We start from the raw sequence: 25,668 nt of genomic DNA on the forward strand, positions 1-25,668 counted from the left end.
GAGTGCAGCCATGAGCGTAATTGAAACTGCAACTGTGCCGCTCGCACAACAACAGGCTGACGCACTGCTGAACGTGAAAGATTTGCGTGTCACCTTTAGTACCCCGGATGGCGACGTCACGGCGGTCAATGATTTGAATTTTTCGCTACGTGCCGGAGAAACGCTGGGCATCGTAGGTGAGTCTGGTTCGGGCAAATCGCAAACCGCATTTGCGTTGATGGGCCTGTTGGCTGCCAACGGACGTATTGGCGGATCGGCAACCTTCAATGGGCGTGAAATCCTCAATTTGCCAGAGCGTGAACTCAATAAACTGCGAGCTGAACAAATCTCAATGATTTTTCAGGACCCAATGACTTCGTTGAATCCCTATATGCGCGTCGGTGAGCAGTTGATGGAAGTGCTGATGCTGCATAAGAACATGAGCAAAGCTGAGGCGTTTGAAGAATCGGTGCGGATGCTCGATGCGGTAAAAATGCCGGAAGCGCGTAAACGCATGAAAATGTACCCGCACGAATTTTCTGGCGGCATGCGTCAGCGAGTCATGATTGCGATGGCATTGCTATGTCGACCTAAGCTGCTGATTGCGGATGAACCCACTACTGCGCTGGACGTCACCGTACAGGCGCAGATCATGACGCTATTGAATGAACTGAAGCGGGAATTTAATACCGCCATCATTATGATTACCCACGATCTTGGCGTGGTGGCGGGGATCTGCGACAAAGTGCTGGTAATGTACGCCGGGCGCACGATGGAATATGGCAACGCGCGCGATGTCTTTTATCAACCCGTACATCCTTATTCTATCGGTTTGCTCAACGCGGTGCCGCGTCTCGATGCGGAAGGTGAAACAATGTTGACTATTCCGGGTAATCCGCCAAACCTGCTGCGATTACCGAAAGGTTGCCCGTTCCAGCCACGTTGTCCGCATGCGATGGAAATTTGTAGTAGCGCACCGCCGCTGGAAGAGTTTACGCCTGGCCGTCTGCGTGCTTGCTTTAAACCGGTGGAGGAACTGTTATGAATGCTGTAACCGAAGGAAGAAAAGTCCTCCTCGAAATCGCCGATCTGAAAGTGCACTTTGAAATCAAAGATGGCAAACAGTGGTTCTGGCAACCGCCGAAAACGCTCAAAGCCGTCGATGGTGTAACTCTTCGCCTGTATGAAGGGGAAACATTAGGTGTGGTAGGGGAATCGGGATGCGGTAAGTCCACCTTTGCTCGCGCCATCATTGGTTTGGTCAAGGCGACCGACGGTCATGTTGCCTGGTTAGGTAAAGAGTTGCTGGGCATGAAGCCCGATGAATGGCGTGCCGTACGCAGTGATATTCAGATGATTTTCCAGGATCCGTTGGCATCGCTGAACCCGCGTATGACCATCGGCGAGATCATCGCTGAACCACTGCGTACTTATCATCCGAAAATGTCACGCCAGGAAGTTCGCGAGCGCGTGAAAGCGATGATGCTGAAAGTCGGGTTATTGCCTAACCTGATTAACCGCTATCCGCATGAGTTCTCTGGTGGGCAGTGCCAGCGTATCGGGATTGCTCGTGCTCTTATTCTTGAACCGAAGCTGATTATCTGTGATGAGCCGGTGTCGGCGCTGGACGTGTCAATTCAGGCGCAGGTGGTCAACCTGCTCCAGCAGCTGCAACGCGAGATGGGATTGTCATTAATTTTTATCGCTCACGACCTGGCCGTGGTAAAACATATTTCCGATCGTGTGCTGGTGATGTATCTCGGCCATGCGGTAGAACTGGGGACCTATGATGAGGTCTACCACAATCCGCTACATCCTTACACCAGGGCATTGATGTCGGCAGTCCCCATACCTGATCCGGATCTGGAGAAGAACAAAACCATCCAGTTACTGGAAGGGGAATTACCGTCGCCGATCAACCCGCCTTCCGGTTGTGTTTTCCGTACCCGTTGTCCGATTGCCGGTCCGGAGTGCGCCAAAACACGTCCTGTGCTGGAAGGGAGTTTCAGACACGCCGTTTCTTGCCTGAAAGTCGATCCGCTTTAAAAGCAATAAGGGCTGACAGTTGTCAGCCCTTATTCACGCCAAAAGCGATTATTTATTCCCGCCAGATGATATGGCAAAGTTTGTGATCTTTTTCGCGGCATAACAGAATGCGCGCGAAAACATCGTTGATTTCACCATCTTCACTGTCCGCCAGACCAATCACCACTTCGGCAAAAAAGTCCGGGTTCAAATCGAAATCAACATGTTCCTGCCAGTCTTCCGCCGGATCGAATAACTCCGCGCCGCCGCGCTCTTCAAACTGAAGATTGAACAGCAGAACATCAGCTGGATCGAGATTGTCGGCAGCCAGTTCGAGAAAAATATCGTAGGCCTGCTCAAGCGTTTCATCTTCAGTCAGGCGATTGTTTAGATCCATATCCATAGTCACTACCTGTTTAACCTCTGTTGGCGACGTTTTACAGCAACGGGCTGAAGAAGTAAAACAGTCGCTCGGCGACACGTTGCCATAATGGACGTTTTAGCCATAAACGGGCATCGAGCAGACGAGAACGCGAAATATAATCGTCCTGAACGGCGGCGAGGTCTGCACCAAAACCTTTATCGTCGATTGCCAGGGTAATCTCGAAATTTAGCCACAGACTCCGCATATCAAGGTTAACGGTGCCAACCAGACTTAGTTCTCCATCGACCAGCACGCTCTTGGTATGCAGTAACCCGCCTTCAAACTGATAAATTTTAACCCCAGCAGCCAGCAGTTCCGTAAAGAATGCGCGACTGGCCCAGCCGACCAGCATCGAGTCATTTTTTCGCGGAAGGATAATACTGACATCCACCCCGCGCTGCGCCGCCGTGCAAATCGCATGAAGTAAATCATCGCTTGGCACAAAATAGGGCGTTGTCATGATCAAATATTCACGAGCCGAATAAGCAGCAGTCAATAATGCCTGGTGAATGAGATCTTCCGGAAAGCCGGGGCCAGAAGCAATTGTGTGAATAGTGTGACCGCTGGCCTGCTCAAACGGCATAATATTGACATCTGGTGGCGGCGGCAGAATACGTTTCCCGGTTTCAATCTCCCAGTCGCAGGAATAAATAATCCCCATCGCGGTGGCGATGGGGCCTTCCATACGCGCCATCAGATCAATCCATTGCCCTACGCCCGCATCTTGTTTGAAGTAGCGAGGGTCGACCATATTCATGCTGCCGGTGTACGCGATGTAATTATCGATCATGATCATCTTGCGATGTTGGCGCAGGTCCATACGGCGTAAAAACACACGCATCAGATTGACCTTTAAGGCTTCGACAACTTCAATACCGGCATTACGCATTAGCTCGGGCCACGGGCTGCGGAAAAAAGCCACACTCCCGGCGGAGTCGAGCATCAATCGGCAATGAATACCACGCCGTGCAGCGGCCATTAATGATTCAGCCACCTGGTCAGCCATGCCGCCGGGCTGCCAGATATAAAACACCATCTCAATATTATGGCGCGCGAGCTGGATGTCGCGGATTAACGCCTGCATCACATCATCTGACTCGGTCATCAGTTGTAGCTGATTCCCTTTGACTCCAGCGATCCCCTGACGACGCTCGCAAAGCTTGAATAATGGCGCAGCGACACTGCTATTTTCTTCGGCGAAGATATGCTTACAGGCTTTAAGGTCGTTAAGCCATTTTGCGGTGGAAGGCCACATCGCTCTGGCGCGCTCAGCGCGGCGTTTGCCTAAATGGAGCTCGCCAACGGCAAGATAGGCAATAATTCCGACTAACGGCAGAATGTAAATAATCAACAGCCAGGCCATCGCGGAGGGAACTGCGCGTCGTTTCATTAGAATGCGTAAAGTTACGCCTGCAATGAGCAACCAGTATCCCAGAATGGCCAACCAACTCACCAACGTATAAACGGTTGTCATAGATTAGAAATCCTTTTGAAAGCGCATTGTTATGAGTTTACGCATATGGATTCATCTGGCAAATAAAAACGCGGGAAAAGCACTGGTCAGCGTCAGGGGCGGGGGTATAATGACCATTCTGTTGTTGCATAGAGTAGTTAACATGAAGCGGAGTAGAACGGAAGTGGGGCGCTGGCGCATGCAGCGTCAGGCTAGCCGACGTAAATCGCGTTGGCTTGAGGGGCAGTCGCGCCGAAATATGCGTATCCACAGCATCAGGAAGTGCATTCTAAACAAACAGCGTAACTCGTTATTGTTTGCGATCTACAATATCTAAATGTACTGGGCACCATTGCGGTGCCCAATAAGTTTACTCTTCCGTCTTTAAACTCTATTTTTGCGCCGATTCTTTACTGTCAGCTTTCGTTTCTTGTTCATCGTTATCGCTGAAAATGCCATGACCGGAGTTCAACAACATTGAAACGAGCATATCATTATTAATCTCTTCACCATTTAAAACTCGCGCCAGAATTTCGCTGCCAAACAGTTGTGGTGAGAGAATGATATCCGGATGTACCATCTTAATCTTATTCAGGTTTTTGCTATCACTGACGGCGAGAACTGTTTTGACATCACTGCTCATATCTTTTGCCGAGAGTACAACAAACGCGTTATCTGCATCGTTATCACTCAGCGCCAGAATGGCCCGGCAACGATCGATTCCCGCTTTCTTTAACACTGAACTGTCATTACTGTCACCGGGGATAACATCGGCGTTATCGCCTAAGCGTTGCTCAAGTTGCTTGATATCATCTTCAGGCAAGTTGCTGATAACCGTTACGTTTTGTCCGCGTTGATTCAGTTGCAGAATCGTATTGATGGCGAGAATCGAATGTCCGCAAACAATAAAATGATCTTTACGATGCATTGTATGATTGTTTCCTTTTACAAGTTTGTTGAATCCCCCGCGGATAAGCGGACCAAAAATTGAGGTCATAGATGTGGCAAAAACGGTAATGCCGGAAATAATGACCGAAATAGTGAACAATCGTGCTGATTCAGAAACAGGGACAATATCGCCATAGCCGACGGTTGACATGGTTTCTATCGAAAAATAGAACGCGGTCATCAAACTTTCTATTCGCGGATTAAAACCTTCGCTTAAATAAAGCGCACCGTAAGTGGAGTAAAACAGTAACGTCGTGAAACTAATAAATGCGAAAATTGTCCCGGCTGCTGCGCTACTGTGGGAGAAGTCTTTGCGCAGTATCAGCAAAAACACCAGCGTAAAAATGCAAAATCCAATACTAAATTTCAGCCAGGGATAAAAATGCAGAGTGTAAATTAGCGCTATCAACAACAAAATGATACTGATTGCCCATGCGAGCTTTGCCCGGAACAGTAAGCCAATGGAGTTCAGGACAAGAAATACGCCGAGCATAAATAGTGGGGCGTTTGCCAGCAAGGAGAGATCCAGCTCTGAAAATGCTTTGATATGGAAAATATCAAGCAAATTGACCGACATACCATAGATTGTTTTAAAAATAAGCAATCCATTTAAAAAGACGGCCAGCGCGAGAATGTCGTGCCGTAGGGTCACCCATAACTTTGTTGCTGTTTGTTTGAATGTAGTCCAGTGACTCACTGATACCTCTGTAACCACAATTTTGTTTAATTATCTCAACGTGCACATTTTCTTAACATACATGCAGCGCGTGAATGTGTTAAACAATAGTAGATGACTTTATCCGCAGTAATCAAAGGTTTTGAGTGAGCAACTCTGCGTCAGGAAAGGGCATTTTCCTGAATATGTTCACATCATATAAAGAAATACAGATAAAGTTATTATCTGCTTGTGGTGGTGAATGCACTGACCGACCTGTAAGGAAAGGCCAAACAAGAACACGGTTGCAAAAACCGTGCCCTTAAATATTGAATTTCTATTCAGAACACTTTCTTAAATGGTTTCACTGAAACGTGTTCATAGACTCCTGCCGCCACGTACGGGTCAGCATCGGCCCAGGCCTGAGCTGCTTCCAGCGACTCAAATTCAGCAATAACGGTTGAGCCAGTAAATCCCGCAGCCCCTGGATCGTTACTGTCTACCGCTGGCATTGGACCGGCGGTCAACAAACGACCTTCATCATGCAGTAACTGTAAACGTGCTAAATGTGCCGGACGAACGGAAAGGCGTTTTTCGAGGCTATCAGCTTTGTCTTGAGCGTAAATAACATACAACACAGGCACAACTCCTTGTTCGGGAAAGTTGTAAAGTACGTTATTTGAAAGGGCGAAGATCTGCAACGGAAAGATGATGTCTTTGTTAAGACCATGCATAAAGTAAGGTCAATTACGCCAAAAATGACATTTTCACTGATCCTGATCGTCTTGCCTTATTGAATATGATTGCTATTTGCATTTAAAATCGGGGCCTGGTTTTTCTACTGAAATGATTATGACTTCAATGACCCTTGATTTACCTCGCCGCTTCCCATGGCCGACGTTACTTTCGGTCTGCATTCATGGTGCTGTTGTGGCGGGTCTGCTCTATACCTCGGTACATCAGGTTATTGAACTACCTGCGCCTGCGCAGCCGATTTCTGTCACGATGGTTGCGCCTGCTGATCTTGAACCGCCACAAGCCGTTCAGCCACCACCGGAGCCGGTGGTAGAGCCAGAACCGGAACCTGAGCCGATCCCTGAACCGCCAAAAGAAGCTCCGGTGGTCATTGAAAAGCCGAAGCCGAAACCTAAGCCAAAACCGAAGCCGGTGAAAAAGGTGGAGCAGCCAAAACGCGATGTCAAACCCGTAGAGTCGCGTCAGGCATCACCGTTTGAAAATACGGCACCCGCGCGCCCGACATCAAGTACGGCAACGGCTGCAACCAGCAAGCCGGTTACCAGTGTGGCTTCAGGACCACGCGCATTAAGCCGTAATCAGCCGCAGTATCCGGCACGAGCACAGGCATTGCGCATTGAAGGGCAGGTTAAAGTTAAATTTGATGTCACGCCAGATGGTCGCGTGGATAACGTACAAATCCTCTCAGCCAAGCCTGCAAACATGTTTGAGCGTGAGGTGAAAAATGCGATGCGCAGATGGCGTTATGAGCCGGGTAAGCCAGGCAGTGGGATTGTGGTGAATATCCTGTTTAAAATTAACGGCACTACCGAAATTCAGTAAGCATAAAGTCAAAAGCCTCCGACCGGAGGCTTTTGATTATTACTCAACGGGTAAGGCGCGAGGTTTTCCTTCGGGATCAACCGCGACATACTTAAATAATGCTTCTGTTGCTTTATAGCGTTGCCCGATTGGTTCAGACGCCACTTTTTTCACCCACACTTCAATATTAATGCTGACTGATGTCGTCCCTTTCTGGACACAGCGTGCATAGCAGCACACCACATCGCCGACCGCAACCGGCCGTAAGAAAGTCATTCCTTCAACCCGCACGGTCACTACACGACCATGGGCAATTTCTTTCGCCAGAATAGCGCCGCCAATATCCATTTGTGACATTAACCAACCACCAAAGATGTCACCATTGGCATTGGTATCGGCGGGCATGGCTAAAGTACGTAAAACAAGATCGCCCTGAGGGACGTTATGTGTTGTAGACATGGTAAAACCGACTTAAAAGGAAAATCACAGGCGCGATGCTACTATGATTTTCCTGAGGAGAACAGAGGAGATACAGCGCCAGCCCCTGAAGGACTGGCAGTCTGGTTAGGATTTATCTTCCTGCGGCATGTGGCGGTAGATATAGATACCGCTTAACAATGTGAAGATTAAGGTAAGGGCGGTCAGGCCAAAGACTTTAAAGTTGACCCAAATATTTTGCGGCAGCCAGAATGCGATGTAGATGTTTGCCAGACCGCAAAGGATAAAGAAAACAGCCCAGGCCAGATTCAGCTTCGACCATACCGATTGCGGCAGGGTGAGTTCTTTACCCAGCATCCGCTGAATTAGCGGCTTTTTCATCACCCATTGGCTGACTAACAGGGCACCCGCAAACAGGGCATAAATGACAGTAACCTTCCATTTAATAAACTCATCATTGTGGAAGAACAGCGTCAAGCCACCGAAGACGACCACCAGAACAAAAGTGATCAGGGCCATCTTCTCAACCTTACGAAAGCGAACCCAGCTATATATAAGCACAATCGCCGTGGCGACGATGAGCGCCGCAGTAGCCGCATAGATGTCATAAATCTTGTAAAACGCGAAAAAGACAACCAGCGGTAAAAAATCAAGAAACTGCTTCATTTTACGATTCCGTAATCAAATGCTTAAGGTTATTGGCGAATCAACATATACAGGCGGAACAGATAGATGAGCAATACGGCTGAAATCAGGTTGCTCAAGGTGTTCGCCAGTACGGCACCAATTTCCGGGGTTAATGCGGCAAAAGAAGAGGCAAAAAGCAGCAACAGTGTTTTTGCCAGCAACCAGCTCAGTACTGCGGGTGCCACCAGACGCATATTCGCCCATGTCAGCCGCATACTGCTACGCATCGAGGCAAAAACGCCCATTTTGTCCTGTACCAGCATCACCGGTGCCAGAGCCAGTAAAATGGCCATGATAATTCCCGGAACGACCACCAGCATGATGCCAATCTGTACTAAAAGGGTAGTCAGAAAAATCAGAATAAATAACTTTGGTAATATCGGCGCACTGGCACCAATAGCTCGCAGCGCACTGACTCTCTGACCCGCAGACACCAGCTGGATAATTAATATTACGCCCCCGGCGAGAATGGCGTTACCGATTAATCCTGAAAAAGTGGACGCCGCTGAAGCCTGCAGCAAAATTTGTTGCTGTTCCGGTGACATATTCTGAACCAGGTCGAACAACCCACTACTGCCGCTAACGGGTACGCCGTCATTGAGCTGCGCAAGCTGTGCATCACTGGGTGAGAAAACATGCCCTAACACCACTGTGATAAACGCACATAGCAACGATACCAACAGAATGGTCATAAATTGATTACGGAAAAAATTTCCGGTGTCACGGTATACGGACTGCGCCGTGATAGACATGCACTCTCCTTGAGTTTTATGCAGGTGTTAATTAGCGGGCAATTGTACCCTGGTTAAGCCCCGGGTGGCAGCATCAGGTCTTGTATGGAAAAGCATATCTTTGTAAAGCGGAGGTAATTGCTGGCCTTCAGGCGTGGGCAAACCGCTGCAAGTGGCGAGCGAGTTAATATTTGCGTAGCGAAATATATAAAAATTGATTTAAATCACATTAACCAGGATTTTCAATGCAACTTCTAAATTAATCCAGATCAATAAAGGGTGAATTACCATATGTAATGTGATCTGTGTAGGATCATTTGTTACCCCAATGTGGGTATATTCGTCACGTTTTTATAACCATAACGACGGAGCGGATATGAAAAAGTTAACAGTGGCGGCTTTGGCAGTAGCAACTCTTCTCTCTGGCAGTGCCTTTGCACATGAAGCCGGCGAATTTTTTATGCGTGCAGGTTCTGCAACCGTACGTCCAACAGAAGGTGCTGGTGGTACGTTAGGAAGTTTGGGTGGATTCAGCGTGACCAATAACACTCAACTGGGCCTGACGTTTACTTATATGGCGACCGACAACATTGGTGTGGAATTACTGGCAGCAACGCCGTTCCGCCATAAAATCGGCACCCGGGCGACCGGCGATATTGCAACCGTCCATCATCTGCCGCCAACACTGATGGCGCAGTGGTATTTTGGTGATGCCAGCAGCAAATTCCGTCCTTACGTTGGTGCAGGTATTAACTACACCACCTTCTTTGATAATGGATTTAACGATCATGGCAAAGAGGCGGGGCTTTCCGATCTCAGTCTGAAAGACTCCTGGGGAGCTGCCGGGCAGGTGGGGGTTGATTATCTGATTAACCGTGACTGGTTGGTTAACATGTCAGTCTGGTACATGGATATTGATACCACTGCCAATTATAAACTGGGCGGAGCACAGCAACACGATAGCGTACGCCTCGATCCGTGGGTGTTTATGTTCTCAGCAGGATATCGTTTTTAATTCCGCACAAAAATGACCCCGTAATTACGGGGTCAATAAGGACATGGTATAAAGGGTATTATTTCTTCGCTTCTACGCCATCAGTTTCAGAGCGAATTAAGAATTTCTCAGTTGTTTGCGGAATATGCTGAATTAGCCAGTCGGCCATGTGCTTTTCATCATTTAAAATCGCTTCGATAATCGGAATTGAGGCTGTATCACCGGCATTTTTTGCTGCTGCTAAGAGTGAGGTATAACAGGCGATTTCAAATTGCTCGAAGACATATCCGCTAATAGAGCCTTTGACTATTTCATCAGAAGGGAATATACCACCGATTGACTGCCCAAGTGCAGCTATTTTACTCATGGAATCTTTAATGACTGAACGTGAAATGTCATTACGATCAAGAATAGTTTCCAGTTGAACAATCTGGTTTTTGGTTTCACTAAGATGTTGTTCAATACGAGCGCGTAGTTCAGGATAATTATCTATACGACTGGCCATGGACTCAAGCATAGATTCGGCTTGCTTTTCCATTGCGTGGGCGTCACGTAACCAGTCATGATAATGTTCAATACGATTCATGAAAATGTCCTCTTTATAAAATGACTAAAAGTTAAAGTTCATATTTCAGGCTTTATTTTCGGCTTTCTTATTTACGTTATTAAGGGCCAGATCAGTCAATTTGATGTCGGTGGCCTTTTCTTCTTCCAGGGTCTCTTTCAGAAGCTTCGCTGCTTTACGATAACCTAATTGTTCAGCCAGCGTCGCTAATGTCCCGTAACTGGCAATCTCATAATGCTCGACTTTCTGTGCTGCGGCAATCAGTGCGGCATCACGCACTTCGTTTTTCTCGGTATTTTCGATGACCTCATTAGCTTCTTCAATAAGACCTTCCATTGCCACACATTTCATGCGCTTAATTTTCAGATTCGATTCTGATTCCACAACTTGATCAATACGTTCAATCTGTCCATGTGTTTCCTCGAGGTGCGCATGAAAAGCCTGACTTAATTTTTCGTTTGATGTTGCTCTTGCGAGTTTTGCCAGTGCCCGGGTTAATTGTTTTTCTGCGCTGTAGGTATCTGAAAGCAGGTGAATAAATACATCTTCAATGGTCTTCATATTCATATTTTTCTCCAGTGAAATCACTGCGAGCCATACGGCCCGCAGATGCAATTATCTTTATCAGCTGATATTAATAATTAACGGTGAATCAGGATTTTCCTGATTTATTACCACCGCTTTGTTGACCGCCTTTTTTACCTGCTTCGGATGCGCGTTGCGGATCATTTTTAAAATTACCGCCGCTATGCTGACCGCCTTTACGGCCTGCGTTGGATGCCTTCTCACGGTCTTCGGCGAAATTTCCTGAACCACCACGATGTTCGGTCATGTTATTTCTCCCGTTGCGTTGCACTGTTTCATTAATATGAGTGTTGTGTGTCGACACTCATTAAAATTAGTCGTTAATGAGAATTAGTCAAATTAAGCGTAACGAGAAGAAAGTGGAAAAATATATTTTGAGGAACGTTCTGGATGTATTAACAATTGCCTGAGGAATAAGTGACTTAGAGAAAATTATTGATTTTACTGGTGTTATGTTGCGGGATTAATTTGTTTGATTATATTACTGTTGGGCGGAAAAAAGACGTAAGTTGACGTTCGACAGGGGTAAGCGAAACGGTAAAAAGATAAATAACAAATGAATTTAGGATTTTTCCGGCTTCGTTAAAGAAAGTTAAAATGCCGCCAGCGGAACTGGCGGCTGTGGAATTAACTGCGCGTCGCCGCTTTCATCGGTTGTACAAAAGCTTTCAGTGCCGCCAGCATTTTCTCTGGCTCATTAATATGTTGCTCGATGATTTTAACGATGGCCGAACCAGAAATCGCGCCCGCAGCTCCTGCATCAATCGCTGCTTTTACCTGATCCGGGGCGGAAATACCAAATCCCTGCAATGGAGGCGCAGCGTTGTACTCTTTCAGCTTCGCAACCAGATGATTGAGGGGTAACGCGGCGCGGTTTTCTGCGCCGGTCACGCCCGCTCGCGACAGCAAATAGGTGTAACCACGACCGTAAGAGGCTATCTGGCGCAGCAAATCATCGTCGGTATTCGGCGGGCAAATAAAGATAGGTGCGACATTATGACGCAACGCGGCCTGGCGGAAGGGCGCGGACTCTTCCACGGGCACATCGGCAACCAGCACCGAATCGACGCCGACTTTCTCGCACTCGGCATAAAACTCATCAATGCCTTTGTTAAACACCAGGTTGGCATACATCAAAAGGCCGATGGGAATGGTCGGGTGCTTCTGGCGAATGAGTGCCAGCATCTCAAAGCACTGCGCCGGGGTTACTCCCGCCGAAAAAGCACGCAGTGTGGCGTTTTGAATCGTCGGGCCATCCGCCAGTGGGTCGGAGAAGGGGATGCCTAACTCCAGCGCGTCAGCACCGGCTTCAATTAGCGTATCGATAATTTTCAACGACTGCTCAATGCCCGGATCACCGAGGGTGACGAAAGGAACGAATGCGCCTTCTTTGCGCTCCTTCAACTGGGCAAACAGAGATTCGTAGCGTTCCATCAGATTTCCCCTCGTGCTTTCAAAATATCGTGAACGGTGAAGATGTCTTTATCGCCGCGACCGGAAAGGTTAACCACCAGTAGCTGCTCTTTTTCCGGGTTTTCGCGCATCATTTTCAACGCATGGGCCAGGGCGTGGGAGGATTCCAGCGCCGGGATGATCCCTTCATGCAGGCAGAGCGTTTTGAAGGCTTCCAGTGCTTCATCATCGGTAATTGACACGTAATCAGCGCGTCCAGTGCTGTTAAGATACGCGTGTTGTGGGCCGACAGACGGGAAATCCAGTCCGGCAGAAATGGAGTAAGATTCTTCAATCTGCCCGTCTTCGGTCTGCATCATCGGCGCTTTCATACCGAAATAGATGCCCACGCGGCCATGTTTTAACGGTGCGCCGTGCTCGCCAGTTTCGATACCGTGACCGCCAGGCTCCACACCAATCAGGCCGACGTCGGTTTCGTTGATGAAATCAGCAAACATGCCGATGGCATTCGAACCGCCGCCAACACAGGCGATAACCGCATCCGGCAGGCGACCTTCTCTTTCCAGAATCTGTGCTTTGGTTTCTTCGCCAATCATCCGCTGAAACTCACGGACAATGGTCGGATAAGGATGTGGGCCAGCTGCGGTGCCCAGCATATAGTGCGCGGTTTCATAACTGCCGGACCAGTCGCGTAGCGCCTCATTACAGGCATCTTTCAGCGTCGCGGAACCGCTATGCACCGGGATCACTTCCGCACCCATTAAACGCATACGAAAAACGTTAGGCGACTGGCGTTCAACGTCTTTGGCCCCCATATAAATCCGGCATTTCAGGCCGAGCAGGGCGCTGGCAAGGGCCGACGCCACGCCATGCTGACCGGCTCCGGTTTCGGCAATAATTTCAGTTTTACCCATCCGCTTCGCCAGTAAAGCCTGGCCCAGCACCTGGTTAGTTTTATGCGCGCCGCCGTGCAGCAAATCTTCGCGCTTCAGATACAGCGTGGTGTTCGTGCCAGCCGTAATGTTCTGGCATTTGGTCAGCGCGGTTGGACGCCCGGCATAGTTTTTCAGCAGGTCGTTGAACTGAGCCTGAAATTCAGGATCTTTTTGCGCACTGACAAAAGCTTCTTCCAGTTGGCGCAGAGCAGGCATCAGGATTTGTGGCACGTACATGCCGCCAAACTCACCAAAATAGGGGTTAAGTAATGTTGTCATTGTTCCTTTCCTTAATATGCGCGCAGCGTCTGGAAAACCGAGGCCAAAAGACGTGCGTCTTTGATACCCGGTTGCGACTCTACAGCAGAATTAAAATCAAGCCCGGCGCAGCCGGTTTGTGCCGCTTCCACGCAGTTATCTGCGCCTAAGCCCCCCGCCAGCAGAACGTTGCCAAGCGATTGACCATTTAATAGTGACCAGTCGAAACGTTGTCCGCTCCCGCCCTGACCGTTGTCGAATACATATTTATCGATGTGCTGAAAATCGCGCGCGGGAAGAGTTTCACCGACACTTAAAGCCTTCCAGATGGCGACGTGTGCTGGCAGAGCCTCACGCAGATTGTCGATATACAGCTGATCTTCATTACCATGCAGTTGCACTGCCGCCAGCGATAACACCTTAGCTTTGTCCACCACATCGGCAATATCGTGATTGCGGAACACGCCAACATACTGCAACGGTGCCGCAGCCATCACTTCCTGCGCCTGTTCAACGTTGACGCAACGCGGTGATGTCGCAACAAAAATCAACCCACCGTAAATCGCGCCCGCGTCATAAGCTGCTTTAGCATCTTGCCCACGTGTCAGGCCACATACTTTATTCTCACCCAGCAACACCCGACGCACGGCGGCGTTCAAATCGTCATGGGCCATCAACGCCGAACCAATCAGAAAGCCGTTAGCGAAGTGGCTTAACTCGCGCACCTGAGCGTAAGTATTGATGCCGGATTCGCTGATTACCGTCACGTTGTGCCCCAGTTTCGGCGCAAGCTCGCGGGTACGGTTGAGATCAATCGACAAATCGCGCAGATCGCGGTTGTTGATGCCAACGACCTTTGCTCCCAATGCAATGGCGCGCTCCAGTTCCTCTTCATTACTGACTTCGGTCAGCACACCCATCTCCAGACTGTGAGCGACGGTGGCAAGCTGGCGATATTGTTCGTCATCCAGTACTGAAAGCATTAATAAGCAGGCATCGGCCTGGTAATAGCGCGCCAGATAGATCTGGTAAGGATCGATAATGAAGTCTTTACATAAAATCGGCTGCGGGGCGATTTGGCTGACGATGGAGAGGAAATCAAAGCTCCCCTGAAAATATTTCTCATCAGTCAGCACTGAAATTGCCGAAGCGTAATGTTTATAAATGGCAGCAATGCGTGCCGGATCGAAATCATCACGGATCACGCCTTTTGACGGCGACGCTTTTTTGCACTCCAGAATAAACGCCGTGCGTGCACCCTGTAGCGCATCATAAAAATGTCGCGTGCTCGGCTGAATCTCATTCTGAAAACTGGCCAGCGGTTGCTGCTGTTTGCGGGCTTCTACCCAAATCGCCTTGTCTGCGACGATTTTCGCTAAAACGGTTTGCATTATTTACCCTCGTGCCGCCAGTGCGGTGACTCTGTCGTAAGCGGAACCACTGCGCAGTACCTCAAGAACGGTTTGCGCATTGGCTTGCAGATCTTCATGGCCATGCAGGCGCATTAACATGGCGACATTCGCCGCGACGGCTGCTTCGTGAGCGGCGTCGCCTTTACCTTGTAACAAGCGTGTTAAAATGTCACGGTTTTCTTCCGGTGTTCCGCCTGCCAGTTGCTCCAGGTGGTAGGGTGTCAGGCCAAAATCTTCAGCGGTCAACTGATAGCTCTTAATTTCGCCGTCATGTAGTTCGGCAACGATTGTCGGCGCGTGTAATGAAACTTCATCCATCCCGCCGCTGTGCACCACTGCCGCGCGTTGATACCCCAGCACGCGCAAGGTTTCGGCAATCGGCAGCACCAGCTCCGGGCTGTAGACACCAATTAACGCCAGCGGCGGATGCGCCGGGTTAATCAATGGCCCCAGCACATTGAACAGTGTGCGGGTTTTTAGTTGCTGGCGAACCGGCATTGCATGGCGGAATCCGGTGTGATATTTCGGTGCAAAGAGGAAACAGACGCCTAACTCATCCAGCGCCTGGCGCGATTTATCGGCGTTCATATCAAGATTAATACCGAACGCCGCCAGCAGATCCGACGAGCCGGATTTACTGGAGACGCTACGGTTGCCGTGTTTCGCCACTTTCAGCCCGCAGGCCGCGGCGACAAACGCACTGGCGGTAGAAATATTGATGCTATTACTGCCGTCACCGCCGGTGCCGACGATATCGGCAAACAGATAATCCGGGCGCGGGAACGGCGCGGCGTTTTCCAGTAGCGCGGTTGCCGCCCCGGCGATCTCGTTCGGGTGCTCACCGCGAATTTTCATGCTCACCAGCGCCGCCGCCAGTTGTTCTGGTTTCAGCTCGCCACGTACCACCGCTGAAAACAGCTGGTGGCTTTCTTGTTGGCTAAGGGTCTGCGCCTGATACAGTTTTTCCAGAATCGGTTGCAGCGTGTTGGTTGGCTCAAGTTTCTGCTGCGCCCAGGCCAGCGTTTGTTCCAGCAGGCGAGCGCCCTGGGTAGTAAGAATGGATTCCGGATGGAACTGGAATCCACAAACGCGATCCGCATCATGACGCACCGCCATCACCATGCCATTAAAATGGGCGTTGATGGTTAAACCGGCCGGAATATTACTGCCAACCAGCGAGTGATAACGCGCCACTGGCAGCGGGTTTGTTAATCCGGCAAACATCGCCTGACCGTCATGTTCAATGCTCGACGCTTTACCGTGAAGAATTTCGCCCGCCTGACCGACATAGCCCCCGTAAGCTTCGACAATCGCCTGATGACCGAGGCAAATGCCAATAATTGGCAGCTTGCCACGCAAGCGGGTGAGGAGTTCCGGCATACAACCGGCTTCGCTCGGCACACCGGGGCCAGGAGAAAGCATCAGCACCGGATTGCTCATCGTCGCCAGGCGTTCAATTAAGGTCTGCGCCGGAATATGGTTGCGGTAAATCACCACGTTATGACCATTGCTGCGCAACTGATCTGCCAGGTTGTACGTAAAAGAGTCGATATTATCGAGCAGCAGAATGTCAGCCATTAGAAGGTCTCCTGTGCATGATGCGCGGTGGCAATAGCGCGCAGTACAGCGCGGGCTTTATTACGGGTTTCGTCTGCTTCCGACTGCGGAACAGAATCAAGGACTACGCCAGCACCGGCTTGCACGGTGGCGATACCGTTTTCCACCAGCGCCGAGCGGATCACAATGCAGGTGTCGAGATCGCCATGCGCGGTAAAATAACCTACCGCGCCGCCGTAGCTGCCGCGTCGACGACCTTCTGCTTCGGCAATTAACTGCATAGCGCGTACTTTCGGTGCACCGCTTAACGTCCCCATATTCATACAGGCGCGGTAAGCGTGCAGGGCGTCGAGATCGTGGCGCAGCTCACCAACAACGCGGGAGACCAGGTGCATCACGTAAGAGTAACGGTCAACTTTGGTGAGATCGGCGACGTAGCGGCTGCCGGGTGTGCAAATGCGTGCCAGGTCATTACGGGCGAGATCCACCAGCATCAGATGTTCAGAAAGCTCTTTATGATCGGTACGCATCTCCAGTTCGATGCGGCTGTCGAGGTCTCTATCCAGTGAACCATCGGCACGACGACCGCGTGGACGTGTTCCGGCAATCGGGTAAATCTCAATCTGGCGGCTGGTGGCGTCATACTTGAGCGAACTTTCCGGCGACGCGCCAAACAGGGTGAAATCATTATCCTGCATAAAAAACATGTACGGGCTGGGATTACTCTTTTTCAGCACGTAATAGGCCGCCAGCGGTGACGGGCAGGGCAGAGAGAAACGGCGAGATGGCACCACCTGGAAAATTTCTCCGGCGCGAATCGCTTTTTGCAACAAACGCACTACGCCACCGAACTCTTCATCGCTCTGGTTACATTCACAACGCATATCCGGCACGGAAACCACCGGCAGCGGCGGCGCGGCTTCGGTCAGTTGCTGACGTAGTTCGTTCAGGCGAGCAGTGAGACGTTGTTTTTCTTCTTCATTCGGAGCAAACAGGCTGGCCTGAATACGGGTGCTTTTTTTCTGATGGTCAATCACCATCAGCGTTTCAGCGAGATAAAAACAGAAATCAGGGCAGCTATTTTCCGCTGACAGTTGCGGTAAATTTTCAAATCCCGCCACAAGGTCATAAGAGAACAGGCCGCCGAAGAACATTGCTTCTCGTTCTTCCTTCGGTACATTCAACAGATTCTGTAATAAGCGGAAAGCGTCAAAAACCGAAAGGGAGCATAAGCGGGCGTCTTCATCCAGCAGTGGATTGACAGGCGGGAAGCGCAGTACGCGGCAGTTTGGTGATTGTTCATTTTCCACACCCGCAGGCAAGGCGTTATCCAGTAGTGTCAACAGAGCTTCTCCATTGCCGGAAAGCGCCTGGATTGTGACAGTGTCACTTAATGCTGTAATGCGCAGCGCACTGTCTACCAGCAGCAGGCTTTTTAAATCATCTTTGCTGTCGATATCTGCGGATTCCAGCAGCAGCGTTGCCGGGCGATCCCCACACAACTGGTGAAAAAGCGCAGTCGGGTTGTCGCGATAAGCGCCTTTGCAGGTTAGCAGTTCGAGAGTCGGTTTTTGTGTTTGCATTGTTATTCTCTAATTTTGTTCAAAAAAAAGCCCGCTCATTAGGCGGGCTGGGTATCTGATTGCTTTACGCATGGTGAATACACTGCCCGTTTCAGGAAGTGCGCCACCAACCTTTCAGTACGAAAATTGCTTTCATTGTCGATACCCTTTTTACGTGAACTTGCGTACTAGTTAACTAGTTCGGTGATTAATTGTCAACAGCTCATTTCAGAATATTTGCCAGAACCGTTATGATGTCGGCGCAAAAAACATTATCCAGAACGGGAGTGCGCCTTGAGCGACACGAATTACGCAGTGATTTACGACCTGCACAGCCATACCACAGCTTCCGATGGCTGCCTGACGCCAGAAGCATTGGTGCACCGTGCAGTCGAGATGCGCGTCGGCACCCTGGCGATCACCGACCATGACACCACAGCTGCAATTGCACCAGCAAGAGAGGAAATTTCACGTTCGGGACTGGCGCTGAATCTTATTCCTGGTGTGGAAATTTCCACGGTCTGGGAAAATCATGAAATTCATATTGTCGGGCTGAATATTGATATTACTCATCCGCTAATGTGTGAGTTCCTCGCGCAGCAGACAGAACGGCGCAATCAGCGGGCGCAACTGATTGCCGAAAGACTTGAAAAAGCGCAAATACCTGGGGCACTGGAAGGCGCGCAACGACTGGCGCAGGGCGGTGCGGTGACGCGCGGTCATTTTGCGCGTTTCCTTGTGGAGTGCGGAAAAGCCAGTTCAATGGCGGATGTCTTTAAAAAGTATCTGGCGCGCGGGAAAACCGGATACGTTCCGCCACAGTGGTGTACAATAGAGCAATCTATTGATGTCATTCATCATTCTGGCGGTAAGGCGGTGCTAGCTCATCCTGGGCGGTACAATCTTAGTGCTAAATGGCTGAAAAGATTGGTTGCGCATTTTGCCGAACACCACGGCGACGCGATGGAAGTCGCGCAGTGCCAGCAATCGCCCAATGAACGCACCCAGCTGGCGACACTTGCGCGTCAGCATCATTTATGGGCATCACAAGGATCTGATTTTCATCAGCCATGCCCGTGGATCGAACTGGGTCGTAAACTCTGGCTGCCCGCAGGCGTTGAAGGCGTCTGGCAGCTATGGGAACAGCCGCAGAACACCACAGAGAGGGAATTATGAGCCAGTTTTTTTATATTCATCCTGATAACCCGCAGCAACGTCTGATCAACCAGGCGGTGGAGATCGTGCGTAAAGGCGGGGTGATTGTTTATCCAACTGATTCCGGCTATGCGCTCGGCTGTAAAATTGAAGATAAAAACGCGATGGAGCGTATTTGTCGTATTCGCCAGCTGCCGGACGGTCACAACTTTACCCTGATGTGTCGCGATCTTTCTGAACTCTCGACCTATTCATTTGTCGATAACGTTGCGTTTCGTTTGATGAAAAACAACACGCCAGGCAACTATACCTTCATCCTGAAGGGGACGAAGGAGGTGCCACGCCGTCTGTTGCAGGAAAAACGCAAAACCATCGGTATGCGCGTGCCGTCTAACCCGATTGCGCAGGCGCTGCTTGAAGCATTGGGCGAACCGATGCTTTCCACTTCGCTAATGCTGCCAGGCAGTGAATTTACCGAATCCGATCCGGAAGAAATTAAAGACCGTCTGGAAAAACAGGTGGATTTGATTATTCACGGCGGCTATCTCGGGCAGAAACCAACAACGGTTATTGATCTCACCGATGATACGCCGGTCGTGGTGCGTGAAGGCGTAGGTGATGTGAAGCCTTTCTTATAACAAATTGCGTTCCACGGATGGAAAATGATGGCAGGGATATATCGCTGCATTTTGCTGTTGATAGTTGGGCTTTTTTTCTCTTCGTTGAGTTATGCGAAAAACACGGAGATCCCTTCTTATGAAGAAGGGATCTCGCTCTTTGATGTTGAAGCCACTCTGCAACCGAATGGGGTGCTCGACATCAAAGAGAACATTCATTTTCAGGCGCGAAATCAGCAGATTAAGCACGGATTTTATCGTGATTTACCGCGACTCTGGATGCAGCCTGATGGGGACGCTGCACTGCTGAACTATCATATTGTTGGCGTCACCCGTGATGGTATTCCTGAACCCTGGCATCTTGACTGGCATATCGGGTTAATGAGTATTGTCGTGGGCGATAAACAACGTTTCTTGCCTCAAGGCGACTATCATTATCAAATTCATTATCAGGTTAAAAATGCTTTCCTGCGTGAGGGGGATTCTGATCTGCTAATCTGGAACGTGACCGGTAACCACTGGCCGTTTGAAATTTATAAGACCCTATTTTCACTCAAGTTGCCTGATATTGCGGGTAATCCATTTAGCGAAATCGATCTCTTTACTGGAGAAGAGGGCGACACATATCGAAATGGCCGCATCCTTGAGGACGGAAGAATTGAATCTCGCGATCCGTTTTATCGTGAAGATTTCACGGTCCTCTACCGCTGGCCTCACGCATTACTTGGTAATGCCCCGGCTCCACAAACGACGAATATTTTCAGTCATCTTCTTTTACCCTCTATGTCATCGTTGTTAATTTGCTTTCCGAGTCTGTTCCTGGCGTGTGGATGGTTATATCTCTGGAAGCGCAGGCCGCAATTTACGCCGGTAGATGTGATTGAAACCGATGTCATTCCGCCAGATTACACGCCCGGCATGTTACGTCTTGATGCGAAACTGGTTTACGACGATAAAGGTTTTTGCGCCGATATCGTAAATCTGATTGTGAAAGAAAAAATTCATCTGGAAGATCATTATGACAAGAACCAGCAAATCCTGATTCGTGTTAATGAAGGCGCGACCAGAAATAATGCGGTATTACTGCCCGCAGAGCAGTTATTACTGGAAGCGTTATTTCGTAAAGGCGATAAGGTCGTGCTTACGGGGAGGCGCAACAGCGTCTTACGCAGGGCATTTTTACGGATGCAGAAATTTTATCTGCCGCGTAAAAAGTCTTCGTTTTACCGACCTGATGCGTTTTTGCAATGGGGCGGAATGGCGATATTGGCGGTCATTCTCTACGGTAACCTGAGTCCCGTAGGCTGGGCAGGAATGAGTCTGGTAGGCGATATGTTTATTATGATCTGCTGGCTTCTTCCTTTCTTATTTTGTTCCCTTGATCTTTTGTTTGCCCGCGATGATGACAAGCCTTGCGTTAATCGTGTCATCATCACTTTGTTTTTACCACTGATTTGTTCAGGTGTGGCTTTTTACTCTCTCTACATCAATGTCGGAGATGTATTCTTTTACTGGTATATGCCAGCGGGTTATTTTAGCGCGGTTTTCCTGACCGGTTATCTCACTGGCATGGGGTATATTTTTCTGCCAAAGTTTACCCAAACTGGGCAGCAACGTTATGCCCACGGTGAAGCTATCGTTAACTATCTTGCGCGTAAAGAGGCAGCAACACACAGTGGGCGGCGGAGGAAAGGGGAAACACGGAAACTGGATTACGCGTTGTTAGGTTGGGCAGTCTCGGCAAACCTTGGCAGAGAATGGGCAGCACGTATCACCCCATCACTCACAGCGGCTGTTCGCGCCCCGGAAATTGCCCGTAGTGGCGTTTTGTTCTCATTACAGATGCATCTGAGTCTGGGGGCCAATACCAGTTTGTTGGGGCGAAGTTATTCCGGTGGTGGTGCTGGCGGCGGTGCGGGTGGCGGAGGCGGTGGTGGTTGGTAACCAAATCGACGTTAATCGAAACAAGCTTTAACCATAAAGATAGTGTAGTATGTTGCGCCTCAAAGCCAGGCAAGTTAAAACGTCGAGTCGTTGACTTAAGGCCTGAAGAGTTCAAACAGACTTTACTATCAGTGAGTCAGATGTAAGTTCTGACTCATTGTTGCACAAAAGCATATCAGACGCCTGGGAAGGCGACACCAAAAGGAAGCTCTATGAGCGAAAAGCTACAGAAAGTGCTGGCGCGTGCCGGCCACGGTTCTCGCCGTGAAATCGAATCTATTATTGAAGCCGGTCGTGTGAGTGTTGATGGCAAAATTGCTAAACTCGGCGATCGCGTTGAAATTACCCCTGGACTGAAAATCCGTATCGATGGTCACCTGATTTCGGTACGTGAGTCCGTTGAACAAATTTGTCGCGTTCTGGCCTATTACAAACCTGAAGGTGAGTTGTGTACCCGTAACGATCCGGAAGGGCGTCCAACGGTGTTTGACCGTCTGCCAAAGCTGCGTGGCGCACGCTGGATTGCCGTAGGTCGTCTGGACGTTAACACCTGTGGTCTGTTGTTGTTCACCACCGACGGTGAACTGGCAAACCGTTTAATGCATCCAAGCCGTGAAGTTGAACGTGAATATGCCGTGCGTGTATTTGGTCAGGTTGACGACGCGAAACTGCGTGATTTGAGTCGTGGCGTGCAGCTGGAAGATGGTCCGGCAGCCTTTAAAACCATCAAGTTCAGCGGCGGCGAAGGGATCAACCAGTGGTACAACGTTACTCTGACCGAAGGCCGTAACCGTGAAGTTCGTCGTCTTTGGGAAGCGGTTGGTGTGCAGGTGAGCCGCCTGATTCGTGTTCGTTACGGTGATATCCCACTGCCAAAAGGTCTGCCACGCGGTGGCTGGACGGAGCTGGACCTCGCCCAGACTAACTATCTGCGCGAACTGGTGGAACTACCGCCAGAAACCAGCTCTAAAGTCGCTGTAGAAAAAGACCGTCGTCGTATGAAGGCGAATCAGATTCGTCGTGCGGTGAAACGTCACAGTCAGGTGAGCGGCGGTCGTCGTTCTGGCGGACGTAATAATAACGGTTAATCAAAGTATGCCGGACGTCATATCCGGCATTTTTACAGATTAGTAATCAATCCCTATCTGCGCTTTTACACCGGCATCAAACGCATGTTTGACGGGGCGTAATTCACTTACCGTATCCGCCAGTTCAAGAATATCCCGATGACAACCACGACCTGTGATAATCACCGTCTGTTGATGTGGACGTTCATTTAACGCCTGCACCACTTCTTCCAGTGGCAAATAGTCATACGCCACCATATAAGTCAGCTCATCGAGCAAAACCATATCCAGTGAAGGATCGGCCAGCATTCGTTTGGCATGTTGCCAGACTTCACGGCAGGCCGCGGTATCAGATTCGCGATTTTGTGTATCCCAGGTAAAGCCCGTTGCCATTACCTGAAACTCAACGCCATGCGGCTCCAGCAGATTTCGTTCGCCATTAGGCCAGGTGCCTTTAATAAACTGCACGACGCCCACTTTTTTTCCGTGACCAACTGCGCGTGTTGCCGTACCAAATGCCGCGGTGGTTTTGCCTTTTCCATTGCCGGTAAAGACGATGATAATACCGCGTTCATCCTGGGCCTGGGCCACACGAGCATCGACTTTTTCTTTCACTCGCTGCTGACGCTGTTGGTAGCGTTCATCACTCATTGGGAAATTCCTGGTTTACGGCCCGGTTGGGCGTCAAAGGTCATGCCGGTTTTACGGCGGCTGTCATCGCCCATCAGCCAGAGGTAGAGCGGCATGATATCAGCGGGTGTTTTAAGTTTCTGTGGATCTTCGGTCGGGAAGGCGCTGGCACGCATTGCGGTGCGCGTACCGCCTGGGTTAATGCAGTTGACGCGCAGGCGCTGCTGATATTCATCGGCCAGTACCTGCATCATCCCTTCGGTGGCAAATTTCGACGCTGCATAAGCGCCCCAGTTTGCACGCCCCTGACGTCCAACGCTTGATGAAGTAAAGACCAGTGAACCGGCATCCGATTTGAGTAATAAAGGAAGCAGTGCCTGGGTGAGCATAAAGGTGGCATTAACGTTGACCTGCATGACGTCCTGCCAGACCTGCGGATTTTGTTCGCTCATTGGGCAAACATCGCCGAGCAATCCGGCATTATGCAAAACACCATCCAGACGCGGATAATTAACGGCAATGCGCTGTGCCAGTTGTTGGCAATCTTCGGACGTGCAGGTCAGCAAATCGAGAATAAACCACTGTGGCTGACGCCCAGTGTCTTCGTTTATGTGGCTGGCTACCTGACGTAATTTTTCTTCATTACGGCCCAACAGAATCACTGTCGCACCATAGCGTGCATACGTCATCGCGGCTTCACGACCAATACCATCACTGGCTCCCGTCACCAGGATAATGCGATCATTGAGTAAATCTTGTTTTGGCTGGTAATGCATGGCTACTCCTCAACGACGTTGTCTGTCGCGCTGCCAGTGTACTTTATGACTTTGGGGCTTTATGCCTGAAACAGAAGGGCATTTCAATCAGCCTGGGGCGATAACACCGCAAAATGGATACTTTGTCATACTTTCGCTGCAATAACATCTCTGCGAGACGGCTAAACATGCCTGTTGTAAACTGTGAGCCAAAGCGTTGTTTAACCAAGGTGGGGACTCGTGGAATTGTTGTCTGAATATGGTTTGTTTTTGGCGAAAATCGTTACCGTTGTGCTAGCGATTGCGGCGATTGCCGCCATTATTGTCAATGTTGCTCAACGTAATAAACGCCAGCGTGGCGAGTTACGAGTCAACAATCTCAGCGAACAGTATAAGGAGATGAAAGAAGAGCTGGCCGCGGCGCTGATGGACACTCATCAGCAAAAACAGTGGCACAAAGCGCAGAAGAAAAAGCACAAGCAAGAAGCGAAAGCCGCAAAAGCGAAAGCCAAACTGGGCGAGGTGGCAACTGACAGTAAACCCCGCGTCTGGGTGCTGGATTTTAAAGGCAGCATGGACGCCCATGAAGTGAACTCGCTACGTGAAGAGATAACGGCGGTACTCGCAGCATTCAAACCGCAGGATCAGGTTGTGCTCCGTCTGGAAAGCCCTGGTGGCATGGTGCATGGTTACGGGTTGGCGGCTTCGCAGCTGCAGCGTCTGCGTGATAAAAACATTCCTTTAACTGTTACGGTAGACAAAGTCGCTGCCAGCGGCGGTTACATGATGGCCTGTGTGGCGGACAAAATTGTTTCCGCACCGTTTGCTATTGTGGGTTCCATTGGCGTGGTGGCACAAATGCCCAACTTTAACCGCTTCCTGAAAAGCAAAGATATTGATATCGAACTGCACACCGCCGGGCAGTATAAGCGTACGCTGACCTTGCTGGGTGAAAACACCGAAGAAGGGCGGGAGAAATTCCGCGAAGAGCTGAACGAAACGCATCAGTTATTTAAAGATTTTGTGAAGCGTATGCGTCCGTCTCTGGATATTGAACAGGTGGCAACGGGTGAACACTGGTACGGACAACAGGCGGTAGAGAAAGGCCTGGTTGATGAAATCAACACCAGTGATGAAGTTATTCTTAGCCTGATGGAAGGCCGTGAAGTGGTCAATGTACGCTATATGCAACGTAAACGACTCATTGACCGATTCACCGGCAGCGCGGCAGAGAGCGCCGATCGATTGTTGTTACGCTGGTGGCAGCGAGGGCAGAAGCCATTGATGTAAAAGACAAACGCGAGGCTAAGACCTCGCGTTTT

General features: G+C 49.8%; 28 protein-coding genes, 1 pseudogene and 1 other annotated feature. Of the genes and pseudogenes, 10 read left to right on the forward strand and 19 right to left on the reverse strand.

From position 1 onward, the window contains the following. The first annotated feature begins 10 nt into the window (after positions 1–10). Positions 11–1,024, forward strand: coding sequence for a murein tripeptide/oligopeptide ABC transporter ATP-binding protein OppD (gene oppD, locus ACJHYO_RS09615; RefSeq protein ID WP_000110954.1), 1,014 nt, complete (start codon positions 11–13; stop codon positions 1,022–1,024). Further along, complete coding sequence (gene oppF / locus ACJHYO_RS09620) at positions 1,021–2,025, forward strand: murein tripeptide/oligopeptide ABC transporter ATP-binding protein OppF (protein WP_000994905.1); 1,005 nt, start codon at positions 1,021–1,023, stop codon at positions 2,023–2,025. The genes oppD and oppF overlap by 4 nt, the downstream gene beginning before the upstream one ends. Positions 2,026–2,077: 52 nt before the next feature. Here the strand turns inward: oppF and ACJHYO_RS09625 are convergent, their stop codons facing one another. Both ACJHYO_RS09625 and cls read right to left on the reverse strand, forming a co-directional pair. Then, a complete protein-coding gene (locus ACJHYO_RS09625; protein ID WP_000366959.1) occupies positions 2,078–2,407 on the reverse strand; it encodes an HI1450 family dsDNA-mimic protein in 330 nt (109 codons plus the stop codon). A 34-nt stretch (positions 2,408–2,441) separates the two neighbouring features. Next, complete coding sequence (gene cls, locus ACJHYO_RS09630; RefSeq protein WP_000214516.1) at positions 2,442–3,902, reverse strand: cardiolipin synthase; 1,461 nt, start codon at positions 3,900–3,902, stop codon at positions 2,442–2,444. 142 nt (positions 3,903–4,044) lie between these two features. Between cls and ACJHYO_RS09635 the strand changes: the two genes are divergently transcribed. Next, a complete protein-coding gene (locus ACJHYO_RS09635) occupies positions 4,045–4,218 on the forward strand; it encodes a YciY family protein (RefSeq protein ID WP_001309467.1) in 174 nt (57 codons plus the stop codon). Between the two features lie 54 nt (positions 4,219–4,272). On the opposite strand, the gene kch is transcribed toward ACJHYO_RS09635, so the two are convergent. Together kch and ACJHYO_RS09645 are read right to left on the reverse strand one after the other, a co-directional pair. Further along, positions 4,273–5,526, reverse strand: coding sequence for a voltage-gated potassium channel protein (gene kch, locus ACJHYO_RS09640; RefSeq protein WP_001313775.1), 1,254 nt, complete (start codon positions 5,524–5,526; stop codon positions 4,273–4,275). Between the two features lie 299 nt (positions 5,527–5,825). Then, entirely contained in the window at positions 5,826–6,122 is a 297-nt protein-coding gene (locus ACJHYO_RS09645; RefSeq protein ID WP_000967595.1) for a YciI family protein, read from the reverse strand. Positions 6,123–6,345: 223 nt separating this feature from the next. On the opposite strand from ACJHYO_RS09645, the gene tonB reads away from it, so the two are divergent. Then, on the forward strand, positions 6,346–7,062 hold the full coding sequence (gene tonB / locus ACJHYO_RS09650) for a TonB system transport protein TonB (RefSeq protein WP_033556094.1): 717 nt from the start codon (positions 6,346–6,348) through the stop codon (positions 7,060–7,062). Between the two features lie 39 nt (positions 7,063–7,101). On the opposite strand, the gene yciA is transcribed toward tonB, so the two are convergent. From yciA to ACJHYO_RS09670, 4 genes and pseudogenes are all read right to left on the reverse strand, one after another. Continuing rightward, the gene (gene yciA, locus ACJHYO_RS09655) at positions 7,102–7,500 is read right to left on the reverse strand and encodes an acyl-CoA thioester hydrolase YciA (protein WP_000108160.1); all 399 of its coding nucleotides are present in this window, start codon (positions 7,498–7,500) and stop codon (positions 7,102–7,104) included. Positions 7,501–7,605: 105 nt separating this feature from the next. Beyond that, complete coding sequence (locus ACJHYO_RS09660; protein WP_000808672.1) at positions 7,606–8,145, reverse strand: septation protein A; 540 nt, start codon at positions 8,143–8,145, stop codon at positions 7,606–7,608. A gap of 29 nt (positions 8,146–8,174) precedes the next feature. Continuing rightward, positions 8,175–8,918 (reverse strand): YciC family protein, encoded by a 744-nt coding sequence (locus tag ACJHYO_RS09665; RefSeq protein WP_000028546.1) that lies wholly within the window; start codon positions 8,916–8,918, stop codon positions 8,175–8,177. Between the two features lie 27 nt (positions 8,919–8,945). Continuing rightward, a pseudogene (locus ACJHYO_RS09670) lies at positions 8,946–9,035 on the reverse strand (YkgJ family cysteine cluster protein); the annotation flags it as partial. Between the two features lie 238 nt (positions 9,036–9,273). Here ACJHYO_RS09670 and ompW point away from each other — a divergent pair. After that, complete coding sequence (ompW, locus tag ACJHYO_RS09675; RefSeq protein WP_001298116.1) at positions 9,274–9,912, forward strand: outer membrane protein OmpW; 639 nt, start codon at positions 9,274–9,276, stop codon at positions 9,910–9,912. A 58-nt stretch (positions 9,913–9,970) separates the two neighbouring features. On the opposite strand, the gene ACJHYO_RS09680 is transcribed toward ompW, so the two are convergent. The 9 genes from ACJHYO_RS09680 to trpL all read right to left on the reverse strand — a co-directional run bounded on the left by ACJHYO_RS09680 (position 9,971) and on the right by trpL (position 18,335). Next, positions 9,971–10,477 carry a ferritin-like domain-containing protein gene (locus tag ACJHYO_RS09680; protein ID WP_001079492.1) on the reverse strand — a complete coding sequence of 169 codons (507 nt, stop codon included), beginning with the start codon at positions 10,475–10,477 and terminating at the stop codon, positions 9,971–9,973. A 45-nt stretch (positions 10,478–10,522) separates the two neighbouring features. Continuing rightward, entirely contained in the window at positions 10,523–11,023 is a 501-nt protein-coding gene (locus ACJHYO_RS09685) for a ferritin-like domain-containing protein (RefSeq protein WP_001591957.1), read from the reverse strand. Between the two features lie 85 nt (positions 11,024–11,108). Then, positions 11,109–11,288 carry a general stress protein gene (locus ACJHYO_RS09690; protein WP_050014665.1) on the reverse strand — a complete coding sequence of 60 codons (180 nt, stop codon included), beginning with the start codon at positions 11,286–11,288 and terminating at the stop codon, positions 11,109–11,111. A 380-nt stretch (positions 11,289–11,668) separates the two neighbouring features. Beyond that, the gene (trpA, locus tag ACJHYO_RS09695) at positions 11,669–12,475 is read right to left on the reverse strand and encodes a tryptophan synthase subunit alpha (protein ID WP_085446469.1); all 807 of its coding nucleotides are present in this window, start codon (positions 12,473–12,475) and stop codon (positions 11,669–11,671) included. Continuing rightward, positions 12,475–13,668, reverse strand: coding sequence for a tryptophan synthase subunit beta (gene trpB, locus ACJHYO_RS09700; protein WP_000209513.1), 1,194 nt, complete (start codon positions 13,666–13,668; stop codon positions 12,475–12,477). Before trpB ends, trpA begins: the two co-directional genes overlap by 1 nt. 11 nt (positions 13,669–13,679) lie before the next feature. Continuing rightward, on the reverse strand, positions 13,680–15,038 hold the full coding sequence (gene trpCF, locus ACJHYO_RS09705; RefSeq protein WP_085446471.1) for a bifunctional indole-3-glycerol-phosphate synthase TrpC/phosphoribosylanthranilate isomerase TrpF: 1,359 nt from the start codon (positions 15,036–15,038) through the stop codon (positions 13,680–13,682). Positions 15,039–15,041: 3 nt separating this feature from the next. Then, positions 15,042–16,637 (reverse strand): bifunctional anthranilate synthase glutamate amidotransferase component TrpG/anthranilate phosphoribosyltransferase TrpD, encoded by a 1,596-nt coding sequence (trpD, locus tag ACJHYO_RS09710; protein ID WP_085446473.1) that lies wholly within the window; start codon positions 16,635–16,637, stop codon positions 15,042–15,044. After that, entirely contained in the window at positions 16,637–18,199 is a 1,563-nt protein-coding gene (gene trpE / locus ACJHYO_RS09715; protein ID WP_085455324.1) for an anthranilate synthase component I, read from the reverse strand. Before trpE ends, trpD begins: the two co-directional genes overlap by 1 nt. A gap of 21 nt (positions 18,200–18,220) precedes the next feature. Further along, positions 18,221–18,314, reverse strand: a sequence feature (Trp leader region). Continuing rightward, a complete protein-coding gene (trpL, locus tag ACJHYO_RS09720; RefSeq protein ID WP_001700591.1) occupies positions 18,291–18,335 on the reverse strand; it encodes a trp operon leader peptide in 45 nt (14 codons plus the stop codon). (Overlaps the previous feature by 24 nt.) A gap of 137 nt (positions 18,336–18,472) precedes the next feature. Here trpL and rnm point away from each other — a divergent pair, with 137 nt between their 5' ends. The 4 genes from rnm (at position 18,473) to rluB (ending at position 22,982) form a co-directional block, all read left to right on the forward strand. Next, positions 18,473–19,354 carry an RNase RNM gene (gene rnm, locus ACJHYO_RS09725; RefSeq protein ID WP_001285667.1) on the forward strand — a complete coding sequence of 294 codons (882 nt, stop codon included), beginning with the start codon at positions 18,473–18,475 and terminating at the stop codon, positions 19,352–19,354. Then, positions 19,351–19,971: an L-threonylcarbamoyladenylate synthase gene (locus ACJHYO_RS09730; RefSeq protein ID WP_001295575.1), complete on the forward strand. Its 621-nt coding sequence runs from the start codon at positions 19,351–19,353 to the stop codon at positions 19,969–19,971. The genes rnm and ACJHYO_RS09730 overlap by 4 nt, the downstream gene beginning before the upstream one ends. A 27-nt stretch (positions 19,972–19,998) precedes the next feature. Continuing rightward, on the forward strand, positions 19,999–21,894 hold the full coding sequence (locus tag ACJHYO_RS09735) for a DUF2207 domain-containing protein (protein ID WP_085446475.1): 1,896 nt from the start codon (positions 19,999–20,001) through the stop codon (positions 21,892–21,894). A gap of 212 nt (positions 21,895–22,106) precedes the next feature. Continuing rightward, a complete protein-coding gene (rluB, locus tag ACJHYO_RS09740) occupies positions 22,107–22,982 on the forward strand; it encodes a 23S rRNA pseudouridine(2605) synthase RluB (protein ID WP_410232454.1) in 876 nt (291 codons plus the stop codon). Between the two features lie 39 nt (positions 22,983–23,021). Here the strand turns inward: rluB and cobO are convergent, their stop codons facing one another. After that, complete coding sequence (cobO, locus tag ACJHYO_RS09745; RefSeq protein WP_001278894.1) at positions 23,022–23,612, reverse strand: cob(I)yrinic acid a,c-diamide adenosyltransferase; 591 nt, start codon at positions 23,610–23,612, stop codon at positions 23,022–23,024. Further along, positions 23,609–24,367 carry a YciK family oxidoreductase gene (locus tag ACJHYO_RS09750; protein ID WP_085446477.1) on the reverse strand — a complete coding sequence of 253 codons (759 nt, stop codon included), beginning with the start codon at positions 24,365–24,367 and terminating at the stop codon, positions 23,609–23,611. Before ACJHYO_RS09750 ends, cobO begins: the two co-directional genes overlap by 4 nt. A gap of 219 nt (positions 24,368–24,586) precedes the next feature. On the opposite strand from ACJHYO_RS09750, the gene sohB reads away from it, so the two are divergent. Further along, positions 24,587–25,636 (forward strand): protease SohB, encoded by a 1,050-nt coding sequence (sohB, locus tag ACJHYO_RS09755; protein ID WP_000422059.1) that lies wholly within the window; start codon positions 24,587–24,589, stop codon positions 25,634–25,636. Positions 25,637–25,668: the final 32 nt, after the last annotated feature.

The organism is Escherichia sp. WS1118 (assembly GCF_046487695.1).
GTDB lineage: Bacteria > Pseudomonadota > Gammaproteobacteria > Enterobacterales > Enterobacteriaceae > Escherichia > Escherichia coli.